This window comes from Arthrobacter monumenti, assembly GCF_054511255.1.
Map to the genome: position 1 here is coordinate 113257 of NZ_JBTNCY010000003.1, position 22039 is coordinate 135295.

The window sequence follows — 22039 nt, forward strand, 5'->3', positions numbered from 1 at the left end:
TGGACCCGCGGGAATATTTTAAGAGGTAGATGCATTTGCATATACATCAGCCGTGCAGGGGCAACCTGCCGGTCCCATTGATTGAATTAGGAGTATTCCATGACCACGATTGAACTCACCCCCGGCACTTGGGCCCTCGACCAGGCACATACCGAAGTAGGATTCTCTGTCCGCCACGCCGGCATCAGCAAGGTCCGCGGCCAGTTCACCCAGGCAGACGCCACCTTGGTGGTCGGCGAGTCGGTGGAGTCATCTTCGGTGGAGGCCACGGTGAAGACCGCGTCCTTCGACTCGAATGACAACAACCGCGACGCCCACGTCAAGGGTGCGGATTTCTTCGACGTCGAGCAGTTCCCTCACATGACCTTCAAGGCAACCGAGGTCGACGGCACTCCGGAAGACTTCCGTGTCAGCGGCGACCTGACCATCAAGGAAACCACCAAGCCGGTCACGTTCGACGTCGAGTTCGGTGGAGTGGCCGTTGACCCGTTCGGTGCAACGCGCGCCGGATTCTCCGCCTCCACCCAGATCTCCCGCAAAGAGTTCGGTATTACCTGGAACGCGGCCCTCGAAGCCGGCGGCGTACTCGTGGGCGACAAGGTCACCATCACGGTCGACTCGGCCTTCGTGCTTCCCAGCAACTAATTGGACTGGCACAGTGGTGCCAGTCGAGGTAACCACAAGCAAGGGCAGGGGCGCGTCCACGGACGTGGCGCGCTCCCTTGCCCCGGCCGTAGATTGCAAGGAGCGACATGTCGGGCGGTAATTTCTTCCTGGACAAATCCGACCCCGCCAGTTGGCGGGCGCTGAACGGACTGGCGCTAAAGGTCGCCGACGCCGCAGAGAACGCCGGGCTGTCCAAATCGGTTATGGAATTGGTCAACGTGCGCATCTCGCAGCTGAACGGCTGTGCCTTCTGCCTGGATATGCATGTCCGGCGCGCCCGCGAAGCCGGGAGCAGCGAACAGCAACTGGCCGTCCTGCCCGCCTGGCAGGAGGCGGCTGCAGTGTTTACCGAGACCGAGCGGGCCGCACTGGCGGTGGGCGAAGCAGTCACGGAACTTCCCGTGCGCGGGAACCTGTTTGACGAAGTGGCCGCCGCGCGGACAGTACTGAGCGATGCCCAATATTCAGCACTTCAGTGGGCGGCAATCGCCATGAACGCCTTCAACCGGGTCTCCATCCTTAGCCGCCATCCCGTCCGTCCCAGTCCTTCGGGACCGGCGGCTAAGACCGACAACCAGGAGTAGTCCCCAGGAAGCAGGGAACACTGGCCAAGCACGCCCTGAACGTTCGTTCAAGGAAGAGTCGTTCCGCCCGCCTGTCCTTCCCGGGTCCCACTGGGCCGCGAGGCCTCCAGCCCGGCGATGAGACTCCGGGCGTCGTAAGGGCCGACATGACGCTCGGTTCCAATAAAGAAAGTCGGGGTACTCCTCGCGCCGCTTGCCTCGGCGTCGGCCACGTCTTCCCTAATATGTGCGCCATGGCGCTGCTCGTCGACATCGCGGAGAAACTGTTCGACGTCGAGACCCAGGCGCCCGGCGTACCCGGCCAAATCCTCGAACTCTAGTTGATCATGATGGGCGAAGAGCAGGTCGTGCATTTCCCAGAACCGTCCCTGCGCGGCAGCTGCCTCGGCGGCGGAAGCGGCAAGCTCGGCATACGGGTGCACATCGGGCAACGGCAAGTGGCGGATGATGTACCGCAGATCCTCCCCGAAATGTTCCCGGATTTCCTTGGCCATGCCAGTGGCGCGCGCACAGAAGGGACATTCGAAATCCGCATACTCGACCAGGGTCAACGGTGCGGAAACTGGGCCGCGAATGTGATCCCGCTCCGGGTCGATGGGGCGTGAGAGGAGGGTTGGCAGGCCGGCAGACGTCTCCCCCAGCAGGATGGCGGCCAACCGGAACACCAACCAACCCAGTCCCGCGGAAATGATGAGGGCGATCAGGACGCCAACGGTCGCCTTGTCCTGCAGTTCCGGCGTTTCAAAAGCGAGACTAATGATGAGCAGCGAGACCGTGAAGCCGATTCCGGATAATGCGGCGCCGCCGAGCACCTGGCCCGGACCCACTCCCTGCGGGAGCCGGCCCAATCCAAATCTTGCACCAGCCAGAGCGAAGCTCCCGATGCCCAGGAACTTGCCAGCCACCAACCCGATGACCACGGCCCACGTAACGGGAGAGGCCAAAGCCTCGGCGAGCAGCCCGCCGCGCAGATCGACCCCGGCGTTCGCCAGTGCAAAGACCGGCACAATCACATAGCTGACCCACGGGTGCAGCACCAGCTGCATCCGCTCGTTCACCGGCACCGCCCGCACGAGCGCGTCCTTGGCCGAGCGTCCTACCTCTGCCATCGGCGATTGGCGGAAGGCGTGAAACCGGGTAGCTGCCCCTTCAACTGCATCCCTTCCCGGAGCGAAGGCCGGAATGAGCAGGCCTGCGATCATGCCGGCGATCGAGGCGTGCAGGCCGGAGTAGACCGTCGCTGTCCAAATGGTGATTGTGATCAACGCGTACGGCCAGGTGCGCCACACGCCGATCCGCCCGAGTGCGGCCAGCACGATGGTGGCAGCCACAGCAATGAGCAGCGCGACGACGTCGATCGCATCCGAGTACACGGCACCGATGACCGTCACGGCGACGATGTCGTCGAGGACAGTCAGGGTCAGAAGGAAGACCCGCAGCTGTGTCGAAATGGCGGGACCAACCAACGCCAGCGTGCCGAGCAGAAAAGCCGTGTCCGTGCCGATCACGATCCCCCAGCCCTGGGCTGATTCTCCTCCCGGAGCGATCAGCAGGTACAGGAGTGCGGGGACCACCAGCCCGCCGATTCCGGCGAAAACCGGCAAGATCACGCGGCGGCGATCGGTAAGTTCCCCGACCGCGAGGTCCCGGCGTACTTCCATGCCGATGACGAAGAAGAACACGGCCATCAGGCCATCGTTGATCCAGTGACCCAGATCCATCTCAAGCCCGACTTCACCGATTCCCACCGAGGCGCCGGTGTCCCAAAGGGCCTCATACGTACCCGACCATGGCGAGTTGGCCCACAACAGGGCAAGGACGGTCGCGGCCACCAGCAACACCGCGCTGCCGGATTCCGTGGCCAGGAACCGGCGCAGAGGCCCGGAGAGCTGTCCCGACAGTTGGCGGCGGCTGGTCTGTTCCTTGGTCCGCGTGCGCTTTGTGGTCACGTCCTCAGATTAGGTCAGGGGAGGCGTACCCAGCCACAGTGGGGCAATCCCGTTCCGTGAAACCGTATCCGCTTCTTGACACTGATGACCCGTGACAAGGGGACGCCACTGGGCGTACCGTAAGGACGAAACTCCTTGTCACGGCCACGCCGGGTCCAAAGGAAGGCTGAAAGTGTCATGACTGATATCGCTCCACACGGCCTGCATCATGTCACCGCGATCGCCACTGACCCGCAACGCAATGTCGACTTCTATACCAGGGTCCTCGGGCTTCGCCTGGTGAAGCAGACCGTCAACTTTGACGACCCTGGCAGCTATCACCTCTATTACGGCGACGAAGCGGGACACCCATCGACGCTGCTGACGTTTTTTCCTTGGCCCAAGGTTCTTGGCGGCCGGCAAGGAGCAGGACTGGTCACGGCGACCGCGTTCAGCATCCCGGCTGAATCCTTGGGTTGGTGGCAGCAGCGCCTCCACGAGCTGGATGTCGATGCGGAGGAGCCCGTGAGCCGGGATGGCGAAGACGTGCTGTCTTTCCACGACCCGGACGGGATGCTCATCGACCTTGTCGCCTCCCCTGGAGAGAACCGTTCCGGGTGGGACGGTGCGGCGGGTGTGCCCATGGAACATGCGGTACGCGGGTTGCACGCGGTGACCATGTCCGAACGGGCGCTGGATCCTACCGCCGGAATGCTCGCCGGATTGCTGGGCATGACCGTCAGCGGGGAGAACAATGACAGGGTCAGGTTCGCGATGGCCGGCGGAGGTACCGGCGCCATGGTGGACGTGACGCCCGGAAAATCCGAGGTGGGTATGCAGGGCGGAGGCACCGTCCACCACTTCGCGATGCGGGCCCCGGACCAACAGACCCAGGCGCGTTGGCGGGAACAACTTGTCGACGCCGGCGCCCGGGTAACCGAGATCATCGACCGACAGTACTTCAGCTCCATCTACTTCCGCGAACCCGGGGGCGTGCTGCTGGAGATCGCCACCGACCAGCCCGGTTTCACCGTCGATGAGCCACTGCTGGAGTTGGGACGCAGCCTGAAGCTCCCGCCATGGTTGGAACCGAGCCGCGAACAAATCCAGGCCGCGTTGCCCCCGCTGAGGGTACCGCCGGATAGGCCCGGGCAGCAGGAGAAAGAATAGTGGCTAAGAAGTCAGCTAAAGTCAACGGCTGCTGTTAGCCCCCGACGTCGTAGCTCACCGCCGTGCCCCGTTCAACAGTCCGGGAGACGGTGCAGTATTTGTCGTGCGAGAGCGCAACCAACCGCTCAACCATGCTGGCAGCCTTGCGCCCGCCGTCGTCGTCGGGGAACTTCAGGTTGAAGGATAGGTTGATGTCCTCCATCCGGTTCGCGCCGTCCTCGACGACCTTCTGCGCAGTTGCACCGACCCGAAAGTCAGTCGGTTCCGAACTGCGCGACGTTGCCGTATCCACATCGATCGACGAGCAGCCAGCGATTGCCGCCAGAAGAAGTTCGACGGGAGTCAGCAGGCCTTCGCCTTGGCCGAATTCGAGCTCAGCACCTGCAGCGTTGCGCGCGCGGTAGTGGCCGGTGGCGACGCGGGACAGCTCGACGGAACGCAGTGTGGAATCTGGATTTTCGCTCATGAGCCCATCATGCCACCGGCATTACATCTTCGGTCCGCGGCATTGATTTCTGTTCCGCGTTCCCGGCAGAGGGCGGCAGTTCTGCGGGACAATGATTGGCATGAACGTCCAGGAAAACGCCGCACCGCATACCCAGGGCCAGCTAAAGCGGAGCATCTCGCTGGGGCAGCTCGTGTTTTTCGGGCTCGTCTTCATTGGTCCGGCGGCGGCCGTGGGGATCTATGGAACGTTGGACGCCGAGTCGGGCGGCGCGGTCGCCACCGTTTACGTCATTGCCACACTGGTGATGGCGTTCACGGCGTCCAGCTATATGCGGATGTCGCGCGAAGTTCCACGGGCTGGATCGGTCTTTGCCTATGCCAGTGCCGGGATCGGCCGGCGTGCCGGGTACGTGTCCGGATGGATGATCCTGCTCGACTACCTGCTGATTCCCTCTGTCGCGTACCTGTTCGCCGGGATCGCCCTGAACTCCCTGTTTCCGACCATCCCCGTATGGGTCTTCGTCGCCGCCGCCGTGGTCGGTACCACCGTTCTGAATCTGGCCGGAATCCGGGTCGCTTCGCGGGTGATTACCGCCGTCGTGCTGCTTGAAGTGCTTGTCCTGGTTCTCGTCCTGATTTTCGGCGCATACGTGCTCGCGACCCAGGGGCCGACGCGGCCGTGGCTGAGCCCCTTTACCGGAGTGGACGGATTCTCGATCGTCGCAGTGATGGCCGCGGTATCGATCGCGGTGTTGTCGTACCTCGGCTTCGATTCGTTGGCCACATTCGCGGAGGAGACCAAGGGCAACGTCCGGATGGTTGGCCGGGCGACCTTGATCTGCCTCGTCGTCGCCGGGCTGTTGTTCATCGCCCAAACCTATGTGGGGTCGCTCTTATCCACCCAAACCCCGGACGAGTTGCAAGCCAACCCGGAGCTCCAAGGTGCCGCGTACTACACGGCAGTCGAGGACAGCATTGGAACCTGGCTCCAGTGGTTGCTCGCGTTGTCGAAGGCCGCCGGTGCTGCGTTCGCGGCGATGGTCGGGCAGGGGGCGGGAAGCCGCATCATTATGGACATGGCCCGCGAGCGCCGGTTGCCGCACGCTTTCGCCCGAATTTCAGCACGGACCGGTGTCCCCACGCGGAGCATCCTGCTCACCGCCGGTGGGAACGTGATCGTAGCGGTATGGGCGGCAACACAGGCCAATGGCCTCGACACCCTCAGTTCGATTGTCAATGTCGGTGCTCTGTCGGCTTTTATCCTGCTGCATATCTCGGTCATCGGCTACTACCTGGTCAAGGGCAAGGCCTCGGTGCCGGGGCGTTGGTTCTCCCATGGCGTGATTCCCGCCGCGGGTGCGGTGCTGTTGCTGCTGGTACTGATTTCGGCCAGCCAACTGGCGCTGCTGATCGGACTGGTTTGGTTCATCCTCGGCGTGGCTGTGGCGATGTTGGACCGGCGCAAAAATCCGGTCTGACCTAGCGGGCACCGCGCACCGTCTGTCGGCACAGCAGCGGTCCGCGCACGGGTATACTTACAGGTATGCCGACGCAGCATACCTCCATCAAGGTGCCACGACCCCTGCGGGACCGGCTCGCGGAACGTGCCCGCCGCGAACATGCCACACTCGCAGCCGTAATCTCCCGCGCTCTTGACGAATCTGAAGAGAGGGACTTCTGGTCAAGGGTCCGATCCGAACATGCAGCTCTTTCAGCTGGCGAAAGGGCCGGGTATGAATCCAACCATGCGGGCGTGGACGACCTGACGGATCCCATAGATACGCAAGTCACGAAAGAAAACGCTTGGTGAACCGAGGCGACATTTACTTTGCGGATTTGGGTGAGCCCATCGGCCATGAACAAGGACTTCGTCGTCCAGTCCTCATAGTGAGTGCTCCCCCGTGGATTGCCTCGAACCCGCCGGTGCTTGCGGTCCTCCCCTTGACTCGTTCACAGAGACATCGTGCCACCCATGTGGAGATCGAGCCAGGACTTTCAGGGCTAAAGGCGACCAGCTACATCAAATGCGAGGACATCCGCTCTACTTCACCGCTCAGGCTCGACCATCATTTTGGGCACGCGGAAGAGTCTGTATTGGCCCAGGTTGATCTCATTCTCCGGCGCCTGTTGGCGCTGTAACCCGCCGCGCCCGATCCGGTCCGGGCGCCGAGCCCGACGCCGTAGATACGGACTTGGTGGCCTAGCCCTTCCCGGTTTCGACGACGGACGCATGGTGGCTGTGCTCCCGCTCCCGGGCGGCGTTGACGGTCAGCAGCGAGGCCAAAACCGCCACGCCTACCGCGAGCAGGGCATTGCGGATTCCAATCTGGTCGCCCAGGAAGCCCAGCAGCGGCGGTCCGGCGAGGAAAGCCGTGTAGCCGACGGTGGAGACGACGGCGACGCGGGCGGCCGCCCGTTCCGGTTCGTCGGCGGCGGCAGACATGCCCATCGGGAACCCGAGGGCAGCACCGGCGCCCCAGAGGACTGCACCGAAGCCGGCGATCCAGACGTTGGGGCCGAACACGAAGATCAGCAGTCCGACCAGTGCCGATGCCAGGCTGATCCGCAGCACTGGAACACGGCCATACCGGTCAATGAACCGGCCGCCGAAGAACCGGAATGCGGTCATCGCTCCAACAAAGACTGCGAACATGATGGAGCCTGTTGCCGGCGAGGCGTCCAATCCATCCACGGTCGCCTTGGCGATCCAGTCGTTCGCGGCGCCTTCGGTCAAGGCGGCGCCCAGGACGACAAGCCCCAGCATCAGCGTCCGCGGCTCCCTCCAGGCGAACATCCGGGTCTTGGCCTCCGGTTCGTGTTCCTTAGGCGTTGCTGGCGCGGCCGGCAGGAAGTACTTCGGCAGCAGCAGCGCGATCAGCGCACTGCAGGCCGCGACCACCAGCAGGTGGAACGGCAGTCCGACGCCCAGGAACGCCAGACCGGCGCCGAGCAGGGCGCCCACAAAGGCGCCGCCGCTGAAGGCTGCATGGAACTGCGGCATGATGGTTTGCCGCCGTCGGCGTTCGACGTCGGCGCCCTCGATGTTCATCGAGACATCCCACAGGGCGACGCCGGTACCGAACAGAAACAACCCGGCACCGGTCAACGGCACGGAGACGGTGAGCAGCGCCGTCGCAATTAATGCAGCTCCGACGGCGCAAATCAGCCCTCCGGTCCGCACGGCATTAGCAGTGCCAACCTTGCCCGTGACGAAACCGGCCAGTGGCAACGCCAGCATGGAACCGATGGCCACCAGCAGGAGGAGCCCGCCCATTTGCGAGTTATCCAGATCCAGCGTGCTGGCCACGGACGGGATGCGGGCCACCCAGGTTGCGAAGACGAATCCGTTCAGGCCGAAGACCAGTACGGTGGCGATCGTTGCGGCCTTCAACGTACCTCCACGGGAAGGAGCGCTACTCATCGGCTGCGTTCCACCCGCTTCTCATCCCAGACCGGTTCGTCGGATTCGTATACCCGGCCGTCGGCGCCGAAGACCAGGAAGCGGTCGAACCCATGGGCGAACCACCGGTCGTGGGTAACGGCCAGAACGGTGCCTTCAAAGGAATCGATCGCCTTCTCCAGTGCTTCGGCGGAATGCAGGTCGAGGTTGTCAGTCGGCTCATCGAGCAGCAGCAGCGTCGCCCCGGACAGCTCGAGCAGCAGAATCTGGAACCGTGCCTGCTGGCCGCCGGAAAGTGAATCGTATTCCTGCTCCGACTGCGCGGCCAAACCGTAGCGGTCGAGCGCCCCGGCAGCGGCTTCGCGGGCACGTCCGGCCCGGTGTTCGTCGCCGCGGTGCAGCACATCCAATAGTGTCCGGCCGAGCAGATCGGGCCGGACATGGGTCTGGGCGAAGAAGCCGGGACGGATGCGGGCCCCAAGTTTCACCTTGCCCTCGTGCGGCACCGGCTCAATAACGACGTCGGACACTGGCTCATGCTCAAGGTCCGGGTCGGAACCGCCGGCAGCAAGCAGACGGAGGAAGTGCGACTTGCCCGAGCCGTTTGAGCCGAGCACCCCGATCCGGTCGCCGAACCAGATCTCCGTGCTGAACGGCTTCATCAATCCGGTGAGCTCAAGCTTGGCCGCCACGATGGCGCGCTTGCCGGTCCGGCCGCCCTTGAGCCGCATCTTCACGTTTTGCTGCATCGGAATCGCCTCGGGCGGTCCGGCGGCCTCGAACTTCGCCAGCCGGGTCTGGGCGGCGTGGTACCGGGAGGCCATGTCGGAACGGAACGCGGCCTTGTTTTTGTACATGTCGACCAGTTGCTTGAGCTTGACGTGTTCTTCGTCCCAGCGGCGGCGTAGCTCCTCGAACCGGGAATTGCGGTCATCGCGGGCCTGGTAATAGGTGCGGAAGCCGGCGCCGTGGACCCAGGAGGAGGCACCGAGCGCACCGGGCTCCAGGGTGACGATCCGCGTCGCCGCGTTGGCGAGGAGTTCGCGGTCGTGGCTGACGAAGAGCACGGACTTGTCCGAGGTATGGAGCTTGCCCTCGAGCCAGCGTTTTCCGGGAACGTCCAGGTAGTTATCGGGCTCGTCCAGCAGCAGGGTCTCGTCCGGGCCGGCGAAGAGCGCCTCGAGCACCAGCCGTTTCTGCTCGCCGCCGCTCATGGTGGTGACCTTCCGCCACTGCGCCCGGTCGAAAGGTATTCCCAGCGCCGCCATGGTCACTTCATCCCAGGTTGTTTCCATGTCGTACCCGCCGGCATCGCCCCAATCGGCGAGCGCCTGGGCGTAGCGCATCTGGGTCGGTTCGTCGTCGGTCTCCATCATGGCGAGCTCGGCGGCATCCACCGCCTTGGCCGCGTCGGCCACGGCGTCGGGGGCAACCGAGACCAGGAGGTCGCGGACGGTGGATTCGTCCCGGACCTGCCCAATGAACTGGCGCATCACGCCGAGGTGGCCGGACCGGGTGATGGCGCCGTCGTCCGCCTTGAGGTCGCCGGCGATGATGCTCAGCAGGGTGGTTTTGCCCGTACCGTTCGGGCCGATCAGCGCGGTTTTGGCGCCATCACCGACCCGGAACGAGACAGCGTTGAGCAGCTGCCGTCCATCCGGCAGGAAGTAGTCAATGTTTGCGACGTCGATATGGCCCACGGGTCTAGTCTGCCACCCGCCGTGCCGGTTGCCATTTCGGATGCACAGGGTGGTGCGCTGCGCCCGGCCACCACGGCAGACAGAATGGTGCGCTCCAGCCACTCCGACGGACAGGGTAGTGGCTCCAGCCTGTCGTTCAGCCCATTATTGGGCGTTAAAAAGTGGGCCCAGACGGTTCTGTCCCACAATTCAGGCCTGGAAAGTGGGCTGAACGTCGGCCGTGCGGGTCAGGTTGGCCGGCAACGGTTGGCGCTGGAGCTTGGCGGCTGAGCCCGGTGCTGGAGCCTGGCGGTTGAGCCGGTGCCGGAGCCTGGCGGTTGAGCCGGTGCCGGAGCCTGGCGGTTGAGCCGGTGCCGGAGCCTGGCGGTTGAGCCGGTGCCGAAGCCTGGCGGTTGAGCCGGTGCCGAAGCCTGGCGGTTGAGCCGGTTCAGTTCCGGATGATCCGGCGTTGCCGCGCGACGGAAATCGCGGCGGTGCGGTTGTCCACGCCGAGTTTGCCGTAAATGTGCACCAGATGCGTTTTCACCGTTGCCTCGCTGATGAACAACTCCTTGGCCATCGCCCGGTTGGACATCCCCGTCGCAAGCAGTTCAAGCAGCTGGATCTCCCGCGTACTCAACGACGGCTGCGGGTTCTGGATCCTGCCCATCAGGCGGGCCGCCACCTCCGGGGCGAGAGCGGTCTGGCCGGCGGCCGCGGACTGGACGGCCTGGCGGATCTGTTCCGGCGGCGCATCCTTGAGCATGTAGCCGCTCGCTCCGGCCTCGACCGCGGCGAGGATGTCGGCGTCGGTGTCATAGGTGGTCAGGATCAGCACCGGCGGGGCACCTTCCATGGCGCGGATTTCCCTGGTCGCGGTGACGCCATCCATGCCGGCGCCCATCTGCAGGTCCATGAGTACGACGTCGACCGGCTCACCCAGCGTCCTCGAGCGCCGCAGGAACTCAAGCGCCTCCGCACCGTCGGCCGCCTCCGCCGCAACGGCGATGCCCTCGAAATCGGTGAGCATAGCCCGCAGCCCGGCGCGCACTACCGGATGGTCATCGACCAACAGGATCCGGATGTCACTCAAAGTTTCTCACCTCCGGACCCTCATCAACCACCAGTTCAGGTCCCTTGTCTCCAGCTCTCTGCTCTGCCATCGAACCCCCGTCCGGCAACGGAAGTTTGACGGCCAGAACGGTCCCCTCGCCCGGAGCAGACTCAATACTCAACGTTCCGCCGAGCGCCGACACGCGTTCACGAACCGAGAGCAGACCGTAGCCACTCCCGTCCTCCCGCGGCTGAGTGGCCGCCAAGGCCACCGGCGCATCGAACCCAATGCCGTCGTCGTACACGTCCAAGGTCACTTCCGGACCAACAAAACCCAGGGTTACGACGGCGGTGCCAGCCTGAGCGTGCAGGGCAACATTCGACAGGCTCGACTGGGCGGCGCGGAGCAGCGCCACCTCGAACGGCGCGGGCAGCGGGACCGGATCGCCGTCGAGCTCAAACCGGCACTCCAGCCGCTCCCCGCGCCCGACGGCCTGGCGCTCGGTGGCTTCGCAGACCCGGCGCAGGCTCTGGACCAGCGACCCACCCTCGAGCCCGGGGGAACTCAGGCCGCGGACAAAGCGCCTGGCCTCGGCAAGGTTTTCCGCGGCGGTCGACTGCACCGTTCCGATCCTCTCCTGAGCCGTCCCGGTCTGGCCAGCAGCCAGCGCCGAACCCGCGGCACGGGAGACAAGGACGATACTGGACAGGCCTTGCGCCAGCGTGTCGTGGATTTCGCGCGCCAGTCGTTCCCGCTCGGCCAAGACACCGGCTTCATGCTGGGTCCGCGCGAGCTCGGCGCGGGTCCGGCGGAGCTCATCCAGGGCGAGCCGCTGATTCACCCCTTCGGCGTAAAGAGACTGGTAGGCCATCGCCATCACCACCGCGAAAGCGGCACCAAAAACCGGTCCGAGCACCATCGCCACGTGCAGCTCACCGGCGTGATACCACTGCGCGGCGATCACCGCGGCGGTCATCATCCCGACGGCGAAAATGGCGTGCCGGGTGCCGAGCAGGTGGATGTGCAGGAAGAACAGCGGAAACGCCAGCCAGGAGAAATCGGCATCGGTGGCCAACAGCAGCAGCCACAGCCCGGTTATCACCGCAAGCCACGCCACCGCGTACTTCGCCGGATCCAGTCGCAGCAGCACCGGACCGCCGTCGGCCGCCTGCTTCTCCGCAACCGTCCCGGCCAGGTAAAAGGCGGCCAGTACGACCGCGAGTGCCAACGCAACATAGCTGCTCACCGCCTGGGGTGCACCCAGCAGGACCCGGCCAACGCCGACCGCGAGCAGAACGGCGAAGCCGACATGGAGCGAGATACGCAGAACCTGCAGCACGACGTCACTCGCAGACTGTGGTCCGGCTCCGGTTCCGGCGTCATTCTGGGCGCGCATGCCCTCCACAGTAGCCGGGCAGCACCGGCCCGGCATCAACCGAATGGTTGATCGGGAACTCATCCGTCTTCCGTCCGGCAATCAACCACCCTCCCGATGTACGAACCCCGCTTTCGCCGGAGAGTGGAAGAGACAGGGAAACACCTGCCGTGGATCCGTACCGCAGCCCAATTCCGGTGCGTGAAAGAAGGAACAAGGAATGTATTTAGCGCTACGGGATATCCGTTTCGCCAAGGGCCGCTTCGCCCTGATGGGATCGGTCGTCGCCCTGATCAGCCTGCTGCTGGTGATGCTCTCCGGGCTCACTGCGGGACTGGCCAACCAGTCGACGTCGGGCATTGAAAAGCTGGACGCCACCACCATCGCCTTCGGCGCGCCGCAAGGCAACGAACCGGAAGCTTCCTACACCGAATCGCAGATCACGGCGGAGCAGGTGGACCAGTGGCAGCAGGCCAACGGCGTGTCGAATGCCGAACCGCTGGGGATCAGCCAGTCGCGGCTGCAGTCCGGCGGCACCACCAATGTCGCCGTTTTCGGCGCCGAGCCAGACGCCGAACTGGCTCCCGCGGCACTGGAGGCGGGCGGCGCCGTCATCAGCGCCCAGGTGGCCGAGGATCTTGACCTTTCGACCGGCGGCACGGTTGAGATCAGCGGCACCAAACTGACAGTTGCCGGGATCATCGACACCCAGTGGTACAGCCACACCCCCGTCGTCTGGACCGCCCTGTCCGACTGGCATCAGCTCGCCCACGTCTCCGACCCGCAGGTGATCGGCACGGTGATTGCCGCGACCTACGACGGCGATACCCCGGGCGCCGCCCCGCTGACAGCTATCAACGATGCTGCGGACACCGTCAGCACCACCCGGACCGGAAGCTTCAGCGCCCTCGGCTCGTTCAGCTCCGAGAACGGCTCGCTGACCATGATGCAGGGATTCCTGTACGGCATTTCCGCGCTGGTGATCGTCGCCTTCCTGACTGTCTGGACTGTCCAGCGAACCCGCGACATCGCCGTCCTGAAAGCCCTCGGCGCCTCCAATGGATACGTGCTCAAGGACGCCATCACCCAAGCCGCGATCGTGCTGCTGGCCGGAGCGGCGACCGGCGGAGCGCTCGGTGTGGCCGGCGGATTCTTCGCCGCTCAGGCCGCACCATTTATGACGACGGCGGCCACCACCGTGGTGCCGGTCGCCGGGATCGTCCTGCTCGGATTGGCCGGATCTGCCCTTGCGGTCCGGCGCGTAATCAAGGTCGACCCGCTCATCGCCCTCGGCGGGAACTGATCCTGACCGGTCCGGCCGGCTTCCTGCCAACCCCCGACCAGGGACATTCCACCATCGAAACACTTATCCACAAAGGAAACGCCATGAACTCCAGCATTGCCGGCAGCAACACCTCAGCCCTCAACCTCGTCAACGTCACCCTCGAATATCCCGACGGCGATACCGGGACCCTCAAAGCGCTCGACGAGGTCAGCCTCAGGGCCGCCGCAGGAACTGTCACCTCGCTGGTCGGACCCTCCGGTTCGGGAAAGTCCAGCCTGCTGGCCGTCGCGGCGACCCTGGTAGCACCCAGCAACGGATTGGTGATGATCGACGGCGTCGACGTCGACGCTTTGCGGGACAAGGACCGGACGGAACTGCGCCGGGACAAAATCGGCATCATCTTCCAGCAACCTAACCTCCTGCCGTCGCTGACCGCCGTCGAACAACTGGTCATCGCCGAACATCTGCGCGGTGTTTCCGCCAAGGAAGCCGCACCCCGCGCTCTTGAGATGCTCGACGTCGTCGGCCTCACCTCCAGCGCGAACCGCCGTCCGCACCAACTTTCCGGCGGTCAGCGCCAGCGCGTCAACATCGCGCGCGCCCTGATGGGGAGCCCGTCGGTGCTGCTGGTGGACGAACCGACCGCGGCCCTGGACCATGACCGCTCCGACTCGATCGTCCGCCTGCTGTGCCAAATCACGCGCGAATTCCACGTCGCAACGGTGATGGTCACCCACGACACGGAATTCGTTGCGCTGACCGACACAGTTGCCACCATGCGTGACGGCCGCCTCTCAGCGCCCGAACTCGTGGAGGCATAACCGGCGGAAACCCCGCCGTCGTCACAGCTATTGCATCGCAGTTATTAACCACCGCCGTTTTCCGATAGGAAATCCGCAATCTTTACGCACGTCGCCATTTCCGCAGGTTTTTCCAATGTCCGGAAAGTACCCTATGGACATGTCGTTCTCCTGCACCGCCTCATCCGGGGGCGGACCGTATGGCTACGGCCTCCACACCGGGCATTCAGGAGGACCGACCATGGATCCCACACCGCTGCGCAAACAGTTGCCCTTGGTTGATCTGGCGGTGCTTCGCGAACTCGAGCAACAGGCGGGAGACCCCTCCGTTGCGCAGTCGTTTGTCCGCGACTTCATCAAAATCTGGGACCAAAGGTATACGCGGCTTTCACAGGCCGTCGAACTGGGCGACCGGGAAGCAAGGATGGATGCGGTCCTCAGCGTCAAAGCTTCCTCCAGCATGGCCGGGGCCACCCGTCTTGCCCATCTGGCGGCCGGACTCGAACGCCTTATCCGCGACGGCGATGTGACCTTGGCTGCCCTGTTGCCGGGAATCAGAACGTGCGGAGAACAAACAATCGAAGAATTCCTGTCCGCTTACGTCCTTCCCACCAGCTAAAGAGGTACGACTACTGGCTCCGGGGCGGCGCCATGCGGTATCCCACTCCCCTGACGGTAAGCAGCCAACGGGGATCACGGGGATTCTCGTCCAGCTTGCGCCGCAAATTTCCGACATGGACCTCGACTGCCCGCTCGTCCACCTCACTCACATAGGCGCCGTTTCGGTACTGTTCCCCGCGCACTGCTCTAACCAGGTCCGCCTTGGTCCGCACTGAACCACCACCACGCATCAACTCGACCAATAGATCGTATTCGCTCCGGGTAAGGCGAATCTCCGTATCGAAGAGTTTTGCAGTGCGGGTGTCCTCTTGAAGAACCAATCCGTTATGGCTGAGCGTCGATCCGTGCGGAGCATCAACGACCGGCTCAAGTTCTACGGTCGGGCTCGGACTTGGACTGATCATGTCCACGTGTTTATCTGTCCTGGCGCGCGGCCGGCGGAGCATGGCACCAATTCGGGCGCGCAACTCACGCGGCCGGAAGGGCTTGGTCAGGTAGTCGTCCGCCCCGGATTGCAAGGCCATCAGCATGTCCGGCTCATCAGAACGGGCCGTCAGCATTATGACGTAGCAGTCGCTGAACTCGCGGATGCGCCGCAGAACCTCGTAACCGTCGATGTCCGGGAGGCCAACATCCAAAGTCACGACGGCGGGTCGCTCGCTGCGGACTAATTCGACGCCCTCGCACCCCGTAAGTCCCGAATGCACCTCGAACCCGGACTGCTTCAGCAGCATCTCGACGAGGTGCAGGACATCTTCGTCGTCTTCAATGACTACCGCCGTCCCCTGACCGCTCATATTTTTCCCTTATGCTGCGAGTAGCTGGCCTATGGATCCATATTCAATCAGTATCCCCACCAGGATCCATCGTTAGTTTCTTAGGCTACAAGGCCGCGGCGTGTTACGTAAGTTACTAGCGTGTTCTCCCGATTACCCCAGGTTCCCAAATCGGGCCACGGCACTATAGTCGCAGTATGGCGCGCTTCCTCATTCTTGTTGTCCTTGGGGTCCTTGGATTTGCCACGATTGTGGCCGCCGCTTTCGGTTCCGCCGGCTGGTACGTGTTGGCCGCCGTCGTAGTAGCCCTGATGGTGCTCGGGGTCTGGGATGTCATCCAAACCAAGCATTCCGTCCTGCGCAACTATCCCGTCCTGGGCCATATGCGGTACCTGCTGGAATCCATCCGTCCGGAAATCCAGCAGTACTTCATTGAACGGAACGTTGAAGGCAAGCCGTTTAACCGCGATGTACGTTCCCTCATCTACGCCAGGTCGAAGGGCGAGAACAGCCACAAGGCGTTCGGAACCGAGCGCGATGTCAATCAGATGGGCTATGAATACCTCATCCACTCCACAGCGCCGGTCCCGCCTCCCAAGGAACTGCCGCGGATCCGTCTGGGCGGGCCGGATTGCACGCAACCGTACGATATGTCGCTGATGAACGTCTCCTCGATGAGCTTTGGCTCGTTGTCGAAAAACGCCGTGCTGGCCATGAACAAGGGGGCGGCGCTGGGCGGCTTTGCCCATGAGACCGGTGAAGGTGGACTGACCAAATACCACCTCGAGCATGGGGCGGATCTGATTTGGGAAATCGGCTCCGGCTATTTCGGAACGCGCGATGAATCCGGCCATTTCAACCCCGGAACCTTCACCGAGAAGGCCAATTACCCGGAGGTCAAGGGTGTCAGCATCAAGCTCTCCCAGGGCGCCAAACCCGGCCTCGGCGGTGTGCTTCCCGGTGGCAAAGTAACCCCGGAAATCTCCGAGGCGCGCGGGGTCCCGATGGGAGAGGATTGCGTATCCCCTGCCAGCCACAGTGCTTTCAAGACGCCGCGGGAGTTGATGCGCTTCGTTAAGCAGTTGCGGGAACTCTCCAATGGCAAACCAGTCGGCTTCAAGCTGTGCGTCGGCTCCAGGGTGGACGTCCTCGCCATGTGCAAGGCGATGCTGGAGGAGGAGATCACACCGGACTTCATCGTCGTCGACGGTTCAGAGGGCGGGACCGGCGCGGCTCCGCTGGAGTATCAGGACAATGTTGGCACGCCGCTGACTGAGGGGTTGATGCTCGTGCACAATGCCATAGTGGGGGTAGGGCTGCGCGACCGGATCCGGATCGGCGCGGCAGGCAAGGTCGCCTCCGGTTCGGACATCGTGAAGCGGCTGATCGAGGGCGCCGACTTCACCCTCAGTGCCCGCTCGATGATGATCGCCACCGGCTGCATCCAGGCGCAGAAATGTCACACGAACGAATGCCCCGTCGGCGTCGCCACACAGGATCCGCGGCTGGTCCGCGCTCTCAATGTTGAAGAGAAGGGTGACCGGGTTTTCAATTACCAGAAACTCACGGTCGACGAGGGCGTTCAGATCATGGCGTCGATGGGCTGCACCTCACCGGACCAGCTCTCGCCGCGGATGCTCCGACGTCGGGTGGACCACCTGAAAACACGTTCCTACGCCAAAATCTACAACTGGGTCGAACCAGGTGAATTACTCAACAATCCTCCCCACAACTGGGCTGAGGACTGGGAATGGGCCAACGCGGACTACTTCGGCGAGTTGCCCAGGGAGGCGCCTCGGGAGACACAGGAAAAGGCGGAAGCCGTCGAAGGCAGCGCCGAATACGACAAGGAGCGGATCCCCGGCGATAATCACCAGCCGCCGGGCCAGGTTGGCCGCCCCGAAGGCGAACCCGGACGCTAGACGCAAGCCGAAACCTTCCCGCCCGGTGTCCGGCTATGGCTGATTAAGTCCGGCGGGCTGCGGAACGTAGCCCGGCGGTCGTCAATCCTCAGGAATCGAATCCGAGCTCCGGGGAGGGAAGACCGAAGACGTCCTTCAGCGCCCGCCCGGCAGCAAGGTAACCGCACATTCCGTGCACCGCCGGGCCGGGCGGCGTTGAGGCCGAACACAGGTATACGCCGTCGAGCGGCGTCCTCCAAGGATTTGTTGACAATACGGGCCTGGCCAGCAGTTGCTTCATGGTCATCCGGCCGCTGCTGAAATCCCCGCCGATGTAGTTCGCGTTGTACTGCTCAGCTTCCACCGCCGTCGTGGCCTTTGAATCAACGACGACGTCGGTGAAGCCGGGGGCGTAGCGCTCCAGTTGAGCGGTGATCGCCTTGGTCATATCCCGGGTGGAACCCGACGGGACGTGCGTGTAGGTCCACAGGATGTGCCGGTGCGAGCCGGACGGCAGGCGCGAACGGTCGAACCCGGTGGGTTGGGAGGCGAGGACGACAGGATTGTCGGGGTGTTGTCCGGCTGCGACCTGCGCCTCGGAGGCGGCGATCTGCCGCCGGGTGCCGCCGAGATGGACGGTGCCGGCCTGCCATACATCCGGGTTGGCCCATGGAACCGGACCGGACAGGATGAAGTCCACCTTTGAGACGGCATCGCCGAACTTGAATTTCCGCAGCGCGGCAGCATAGCCGGCCGGCAACTTGCCCGGGGCCAACTGCTCCAGGGCGGATGCGGTGACATTCAACAGAACGGCACGGGACGGTTCGAGCTCAGCCAATGACTCAACACGATGCCCGGTGACGACCTTGCCGCCATGCGCCTGCAGATCGGCCACCATGGCATCGATGATGGCCTGCGATCCTCCGGTGGGAATCGGCCAGCCGCCGGTGTGGGCCAAGGCCGCGAGCAACAATCCCGCCCCGGCCGAACCGGGTGCCGGTTGTGGCCCGACAACATGGGCGGCCATCCCCGAGAGCATCGCCGGCGCGGCATCGCCGCGGAATCTCATGTTCCAGAGCGGGCTTCCCTGTTCCAGGGCGCGAAGCCCATAGGCGATGGTGCCCGGCAGATCCTTGGGAATGCGGAGCAATTCATGCGTCGTCAGGTCCACGACGCCTTGGATCCGGTTCACCAGCGGTTCGAGCAGCCGCCGGTAGGCCGGCCCATCCGACCCGAGTCCTTCGACGGTTCGGTCCAGATCCAAGTACCCGATGCCCGCGCCGGCGTCGGCCAAGGGATGCGCGAAAGAAACTTCCGGAACAGAAAAGTCCACCCGGTCGGTTAGCCCGAACTTCCGGAAAAACGGAGAGGCCAGGGCCATTGGGTGCACGGCCGAACAGACATCGTGGAGGTACCCGGCCTGGATCAGTTCCCCGGTCCGGGCTCCGCCACCCGCCCTGTGCCCCGTTTCATAGACCCGCACGGCCAGACCGGCACGTGCCATCGTCACGGCGGCGGCGAGCCCATTGGGTCCGGCCCCGACAACAACTACGTCGGTGCTCACGGCTGCGTATTCCTGTTGCGGAATATACGGGCCCGGACAGACAGACCCGCAGATTGCAGCTTGGGCAGGGCTTCCGTTCGGAGTGATCTCAACGTGCTGACCGCCTTCGGAACCCCTTCGCGGCGCGCCTTGAGATACATGCTTAGCGCGACATATTTGGCCCGGTGGAGCGGAATGTCGTACGTGACAGGCAGGTCCACCTCGTTCTTCGACCAGTTGCGCTTGAAGGTCGTGACATTGGCCAGCTGGGGGTATCTCGCGCTGACGATGCCTGTCATGCCGCAGCTGTGGTTTCCGGCCTCTTTGAGCACCTTGAACGTTTCCCACAACAGCAGATACGGGGCAAACACTCCGCGTGCCGCCATCGAGCTTCCCGCGAAGCAGTAGACCGCATGGTTCCGGTATTCCGTGGTGATCAGCCAGCTCACCGCGGTTCCGTCATGGTAGGCAACGGCCAGCCTGGTCATTTTCGGCAGTTCGCGCAGCAAGCGCTCGTAATAGGCGCTCTCGAATGCCGCGAAATCATCCCGTTCGGCGGTCTCTTGCAGGATCGGAAACAGGTCGCGGGCGAAGACCTCTTCCCGGTCCGCGGGTTCGATGAAGCGGATTTCGACGCCGGCGCGGTTCGCCTTGCGAACGGACTGGCGCGCGTTCGCGCGGAAGCTGGCGAATAGTTCGTCCTCGGTGGGCGTCAGGTCGACGACGATTTCCCGTTCGTACCAGCCGGCCTCTAATGCCTCGCTCACACCGATTTCCGGATTGGCCACCTGCAGGCGCAGATAGAGCGGATCGACTGACGGATCTTCGGCGGCGTGGTTCTTCATGGTTGCGACCAGCCGCTGCTCAAGTTCCGGCGTCCTGGCGGCAAACCAGGCCGGTCCATTAATCGCCACGAGGGACTGGCGGATCCTGCGCGTGAAGAGCATCAGCGACGCCGTCGCTACCAGCCCGCCGTCGTCGTCGTAATAAGCAAAAAGTCCGTAGGGCTTCCGTGCAGGGCCCGGCGCCTCCGTTTTAAGCCAGTGCGGCGACTGTTCAATCGGCACAACGACGTCCGGATATTCCGCGACGAGTTGCTCGAATTCAGCTCCGGTCAGCTTCTGGACGGTGAGCAGAGTCGAGGTGGCCATGCATACTACTTTCTGTGGTCTCCAGCTTTGCCAAGCGTACCGGAGACCGCCACGGGTTCCGCCAACTGAACCGGTCCGGCGCCTGGTCGAACGGCCCGCCCTGGGGATCGTCCGCGTCCCGCCGCCGCACCGGATCCTCCTGCGGCCGCCACATCGAGTGGATCACCTGGGCCATCAGATAGCCGACGGCGACCATGTGCACGATGATGGCCATCACATAGTACGGCTCATCCAGATTGTTGCGGCTCTCACCCCCGCTGGTGTCCTTCGCCAGGTACAGCCAGACCGCCCAAAAGTGCAGCGCTTCGGCGAGTTGCCAGAGCAGGAAGTCCCGCCAGCGCGGATGGGCGAGCGCGACCAGCGGAACAAGCCACAGGACGAACTGCGGCGAGTAGACCTTGTTGGTCAGGATGAATGCGGCCACGATCAGGAACACCAGTTGTGCCATCCGCGGCCGACGCGGGGCGGTGACCGCCAGGACCGCAATGCCGGCACAGGCCAGGGCGAACAGCACGAGGGCGGAAATGTTGATGACACCGGCCTCCAGGGCGGGGAGCCCGAGCCGCTCGGCGATCACGTTATAGGCGAACCACGGGGATGAGAAACCCGCCGGCCGGCCGCTGCTGAACGTGAAGAAGTAGCTCCATCCCTCGAAGTTGATCAGCGCGATGGGCAGGTTCACCGCCAGCCACGCCGCCACGGCCGTTCCCAGGGACACGAAGAACGGCCGGTATTTGCCGGTGCGGATGGCCAGCACCAGGATTGCTCCGAAGATCAGCAACGGATAGAGCTTGGTGGCAGCGCCGAGGCCGATCAGCACTCCGGCCAGCGCCACCTGGTTCCGGGCGAAGGCGAGCATGGCCAGGGCTGCCAGCATCACGGCCCATAGGTCCCAATTGACGGTTCCAGCCAGGATAATTCCGGGAGCGACCGCCACCATCGCCGCATCCCAGGGGCGGCGGCCGGACATCCGCGCCGTCGCCAGCACGGTCACGATCCACGCGCCGGCGATGAATAGGGCGTTGATGTCGAAGTAAACGACCGCGCTCTCCGCCGTGGCCTCACTACCCGGGACCAACCACGCTGTGACTCCGGCGATCAGGCCCAGCAGCACGGGATATTCGAACAAGGCATCCGCGCTGAAGTACGGAAAAACGCCGTCGCCAAGTCCCCTGCTCTGGAATAACACCGGCCAGTCGGAGTAGCACGCCCGGTAGAAATGCTCGGGAGTGGTCCATCCCTCGGCCCGGCACGGCGATTTAGCCAGCACGGCGACGACGGCGGCCAGGGTGGTCAGCAGGACCAGCACCCGCTCGATCGTGAAAAAGCCCGGATCGACAATTCCGGGAGCGGTGCGGCGCCCCAATGGCCCGCCGATCAGCTCGGTAAACCGGCGCAGCAGCGGGTCATTCCGGGACGGCACAACAATGCGCGCGGGGATGCGCCGGCGGCCGCGTGCTCCCGGAGTTGGCATGACATCCAGCGTACTGCCGTTGGTGTCCGGTGTTGATGCCCCGGCGGCTGCTGCTCCAGCCCAGAATGGGCATGCGCCGAGTGGGCAGATACAGTCCCTGCCCAGATTGCGCTTGCCAAGAGTGGGCTGGAACGTACCGGCCCGGTCCCGTCCGGCTATATCCTGTGGATAATCAGCAGGATGAC

Annotated in this window: 21 protein-coding genes; 11 read left to right on the forward strand and 10 right to left on the reverse strand. The window is 64.0% G+C overall.

The features are described from left to right. The first annotated feature begins 99 nt into the window (after positions 1-99). Both ACX80B_RS05280 and ACX80B_RS05285 read left to right on the forward strand, forming a co-directional pair. On the forward strand, positions 100-645 hold the full coding sequence (locus ACX80B_RS05280; RefSeq protein WP_459293817.1) for a YceI family protein: 546 nt from the start codon (positions 100-102) through the stop codon (positions 643-645). Between the two features lie 107 nt (positions 646-752). Then, positions 753-1250, forward strand: a complete 498-nt coding sequence (locus ACX80B_RS05285; RefSeq protein WP_459293819.1) for a carboxymuconolactone decarboxylase family protein — start codon at positions 753-755, stop codon at positions 1248-1250. A 47-nt stretch (positions 1251-1297) separates the two neighbouring features. Here the strand turns inward: ACX80B_RS05285 and nhaA are convergent, their stop codons facing one another. Further along, positions 1298-3199, reverse strand: coding sequence for a Na+/H+ antiporter NhaA (nhaA, locus tag ACX80B_RS05290; RefSeq protein ID WP_459293821.1), 1902 nt, complete (start codon positions 3197-3199; stop codon positions 1298-1300). Positions 3200-3376: 177 nt separating this feature from the next. Here nhaA and ACX80B_RS05295 point away from each other — a divergent pair, with 177 nt between their 5' ends. Continuing rightward, a complete protein-coding gene (locus ACX80B_RS05295) occupies positions 3377-4348 on the forward strand; it encodes a ring-cleaving dioxygenase (RefSeq protein WP_459293823.1) in 972 nt (323 codons plus the stop codon). Between the two features lie 34 nt (positions 4349-4382). Here ACX80B_RS05295 and ACX80B_RS05300 read toward each other — a convergent pair whose 3' ends face one another. Beyond that, entirely contained in the window at positions 4383-4814 is a 432-nt protein-coding gene (locus tag ACX80B_RS05300) for an OsmC family protein (RefSeq protein ID WP_459293825.1), read from the reverse strand. Positions 4815-4914: 100 nt separating this feature from the next. Here ACX80B_RS05300 and ACX80B_RS05305 point away from each other — a divergent pair, with 100 nt between their 5' ends. From ACX80B_RS05305 to ACX80B_RS05315, 3 genes are all read left to right on the forward strand, one after another. Then, positions 4915-6273, forward strand: coding sequence for an APC family permease (locus tag ACX80B_RS05305; RefSeq protein WP_459293827.1), 1359 nt, complete (start codon positions 4915-4917; stop codon positions 6271-6273). A gap of 65 nt (positions 6274-6338) precedes the next feature. Next, the gene (locus tag ACX80B_RS05310) at positions 6339-6605 is read left to right on the forward strand and encodes a hypothetical protein (protein WP_459293829.1); all 267 of its coding nucleotides are present in this window, start codon (positions 6339-6341) and stop codon (positions 6603-6605) included. Then, positions 6602-6934, forward strand: a complete 333-nt coding sequence (locus ACX80B_RS05315; RefSeq protein WP_459293831.1) for a type II toxin-antitoxin system PemK/MazF family toxin — start codon at positions 6602-6604, stop codon at positions 6932-6934. Before ACX80B_RS05310 ends, ACX80B_RS05315 begins: the two co-directional genes overlap by 4 nt. 61 nt (positions 6935-6995) lie before the next feature. On the opposite strand, the gene ACX80B_RS05320 is transcribed toward ACX80B_RS05315, so the two are convergent. Both ACX80B_RS05320 and ACX80B_RS05325 read right to left on the reverse strand, forming a co-directional pair. Then, positions 6996-8216 (reverse strand): MFS transporter, encoded by a 1221-nt coding sequence (locus tag ACX80B_RS05320; RefSeq protein ID WP_459293833.1) that lies wholly within the window; start codon positions 8214-8216, stop codon positions 6996-6998. After that, positions 8213-9895, reverse strand: coding sequence for an ABC-F family ATP-binding cassette domain-containing protein (locus ACX80B_RS05325; RefSeq protein ID WP_459293835.1), 1683 nt, complete (start codon positions 9893-9895; stop codon positions 8213-8215). The genes ACX80B_RS05320 and ACX80B_RS05325 overlap by 4 nt, the downstream gene beginning before the upstream one ends. Before the next feature lie 21 nt (positions 9896-9916). Here ACX80B_RS05325 and ACX80B_RS05330 point away from each other — a divergent pair, with 21 nt between their 5' ends. Then, the gene (locus tag ACX80B_RS05330; protein ID WP_459293837.1) at positions 9917-10165 is read left to right on the forward strand and encodes a hypothetical protein; all 249 of its coding nucleotides are present in this window, start codon (positions 9917-9919) and stop codon (positions 10163-10165) included. 157 nt (positions 10166-10322) lie between these two features. On the opposite strand, the gene ACX80B_RS05335 is transcribed toward ACX80B_RS05330, so the two are convergent. Next, positions 10323-10967, reverse strand: a complete 645-nt coding sequence (locus tag ACX80B_RS05335; RefSeq protein WP_459293839.1) for a response regulator — start codon at positions 10965-10967, stop codon at positions 10323-10325. Continuing rightward, positions 10960-12324: a sensor histidine kinase gene (locus tag ACX80B_RS05340; RefSeq protein ID WP_459293841.1), complete on the reverse strand. Its 1365-nt coding sequence runs from the start codon at positions 12322-12324 to the stop codon at positions 10960-10962. Before ACX80B_RS05340 ends, ACX80B_RS05335 begins: the two co-directional genes overlap by 8 nt. Positions 12325-12523: 199 nt before the next feature. Here ACX80B_RS05340 and ACX80B_RS05345 point away from each other — a divergent pair, with 199 nt between their 5' ends. From ACX80B_RS05345 to ACX80B_RS05355, 3 genes are all read left to right on the forward strand, one after another. Beyond that, a complete protein-coding gene (locus tag ACX80B_RS05345; protein ID WP_459293843.1) occupies positions 12524-13606 on the forward strand; it encodes an ABC transporter permease in 1083 nt (360 codons plus the stop codon). 83 nt (positions 13607-13689) lie between these two features. Further along, positions 13690-14409: an ABC transporter ATP-binding protein gene (locus ACX80B_RS05350; RefSeq protein ID WP_459293845.1), complete on the forward strand. Its 720-nt coding sequence runs from the start codon at positions 13690-13692 to the stop codon at positions 14407-14409. Positions 14410-14629: 220 nt separating this feature from the next. Next, positions 14630-15007, forward strand: coding sequence for an Hpt domain-containing protein (locus ACX80B_RS05355; protein ID WP_459293847.1), 378 nt, complete (start codon positions 14630-14632; stop codon positions 15005-15007). A 10-nt stretch (positions 15008-15017) separates the two neighbouring features. Here ACX80B_RS05355 and ACX80B_RS05360 read toward each other — a convergent pair whose 3' ends face one another. Next, on the reverse strand, positions 15018-15806 hold the full coding sequence (locus tag ACX80B_RS05360; protein WP_459293849.1) for a response regulator transcription factor: 789 nt from the start codon (positions 15804-15806) through the stop codon (positions 15018-15020). Between the two features lie 176 nt (positions 15807-15982). Here ACX80B_RS05360 and ACX80B_RS05365 point away from each other — a divergent pair, with 176 nt between their 5' ends. Beyond that, positions 15983-17707, forward strand: a complete 1725-nt coding sequence (locus tag ACX80B_RS05365; protein ID WP_459293851.1) for an FMN-binding glutamate synthase family protein — start codon at positions 15983-15985, stop codon at positions 17705-17707. Between the two features lie 88 nt (positions 17708-17795). On the opposite strand, the gene ACX80B_RS05370 is transcribed toward ACX80B_RS05365, so the two are convergent. The 3 genes from ACX80B_RS05370 to ACX80B_RS05380 are packed head-to-tail and all read right to left on the reverse strand — an operon-like array spanning position 17796 to position 21854. After that, the gene (locus tag ACX80B_RS05370; RefSeq protein ID WP_459293853.1) at positions 17796-19250 is read right to left on the reverse strand and encodes a phytoene desaturase family protein; all 1455 of its coding nucleotides are present in this window, start codon (positions 19248-19250) and stop codon (positions 17796-17798) included. Beyond that, positions 19247-20380 carry a lipid II:glycine glycyltransferase FemX gene (locus tag ACX80B_RS05375; protein ID WP_459293855.1) on the reverse strand — a complete coding sequence of 378 codons (1134 nt, stop codon included), beginning with the start codon at positions 20378-20380 and terminating at the stop codon, positions 19247-19249. The genes ACX80B_RS05370 and ACX80B_RS05375 overlap by 4 nt, the downstream gene beginning before the upstream one ends. Continuing rightward, entirely contained in the window at positions 20334-21854 is a 1521-nt protein-coding gene (locus ACX80B_RS05380) for a glycosyltransferase family 87 protein (protein WP_459293857.1), read from the reverse strand. Before ACX80B_RS05380 ends, ACX80B_RS05375 begins: the two co-directional genes overlap by 47 nt. Between the last annotated feature and the right edge of the window lie 185 nt (positions 21855-22039).

Coding starts and splice junctions, on each gene's coding strand:
- ACX80B_RS05280 (WP_459293817.1), top strand. CDS start 100: ATGACCACGATTGAACTCACCCCCGGCACTTGGGCCCTCGACCAGGCA.
- ACX80B_RS05285 (WP_459293819.1), top strand. CDS start 753: ATGTCGGGCGGTAATTTCTTCCTGGACAAATCCGACCCCGCCAGTTGG.
- ACX80B_RS05295 (WP_459293823.1), top strand. CDS start 3,377: ATGACTGATATCGCTCCACACGGCCTGCATCATGTCACCGCGATCGCC.
- ACX80B_RS05300 (WP_459293825.1), bottom strand. CDS start 4,814: ATGAGCGAAAATCCAGATTCCACACTGCGTTCCGTCGAGCTGTCCCGC.
- ACX80B_RS05305 (WP_459293827.1), top strand. CDS start 4,915: ATGAACGTCCAGGAAAACGCCGCACCGCATACCCAGGGCCAGCTAAAG.
- ACX80B_RS05310 (WP_459293829.1), top strand. CDS start 6,339: ATGCCGACGCAGCATACCTCCATCAAGGTGCCACGACCCCTGCGGGAC.
- ACX80B_RS05320 (WP_459293833.1), bottom strand. CDS start 8,216: ATGAGTAGCGCTCCTTCCCGTGGAGGTACGTTGAAGGCCGCAACGATC.
- ACX80B_RS05340 (WP_459293841.1), bottom strand. CDS start 12,324: ATGCGCGCCCAGAATGACGCCGGAACCGGAGCCGGACCACAGTCTGCG.
- ACX80B_RS05345 (WP_459293843.1), top strand. CDS start 12,524: ATGTATTTAGCGCTACGGGATATCCGTTTCGCCAAGGGCCGCTTCGCC.
- ACX80B_RS05350 (WP_459293845.1), top strand. CDS start 13,690: ATGAACTCCAGCATTGCCGGCAGCAACACCTCAGCCCTCAACCTCGTC.
- ACX80B_RS05355 (WP_459293847.1), top strand. CDS start 14,630: ATGGATCCCACACCGCTGCGCAAACAGTTGCCCTTGGTTGATCTGGCG.
- ACX80B_RS05360 (WP_459293849.1), bottom strand. CDS start 15,806: ATGAGCGGTCAGGGGACGGCGGTAGTCATTGAAGACGACGAAGATGTC.
- ACX80B_RS05365 (WP_459293851.1), top strand. CDS start 15,983: ATGGCGCGCTTCCTCATTCTTGTTGTCCTTGGGGTCCTTGGATTTGCC.
- ACX80B_RS05375 (WP_459293855.1), bottom strand. CDS start 20,380: ATGGCCACCTCGACTCTGCTCACCGTCCAGAAGCTGACCGGAGCTGAA.
- ACX80B_RS05380 (WP_459293857.1), bottom strand. CDS start 21,854: ATGCCAACTCCGGGAGCACGCGGCCGCCGGCGCATCCCCGCGCGCATT.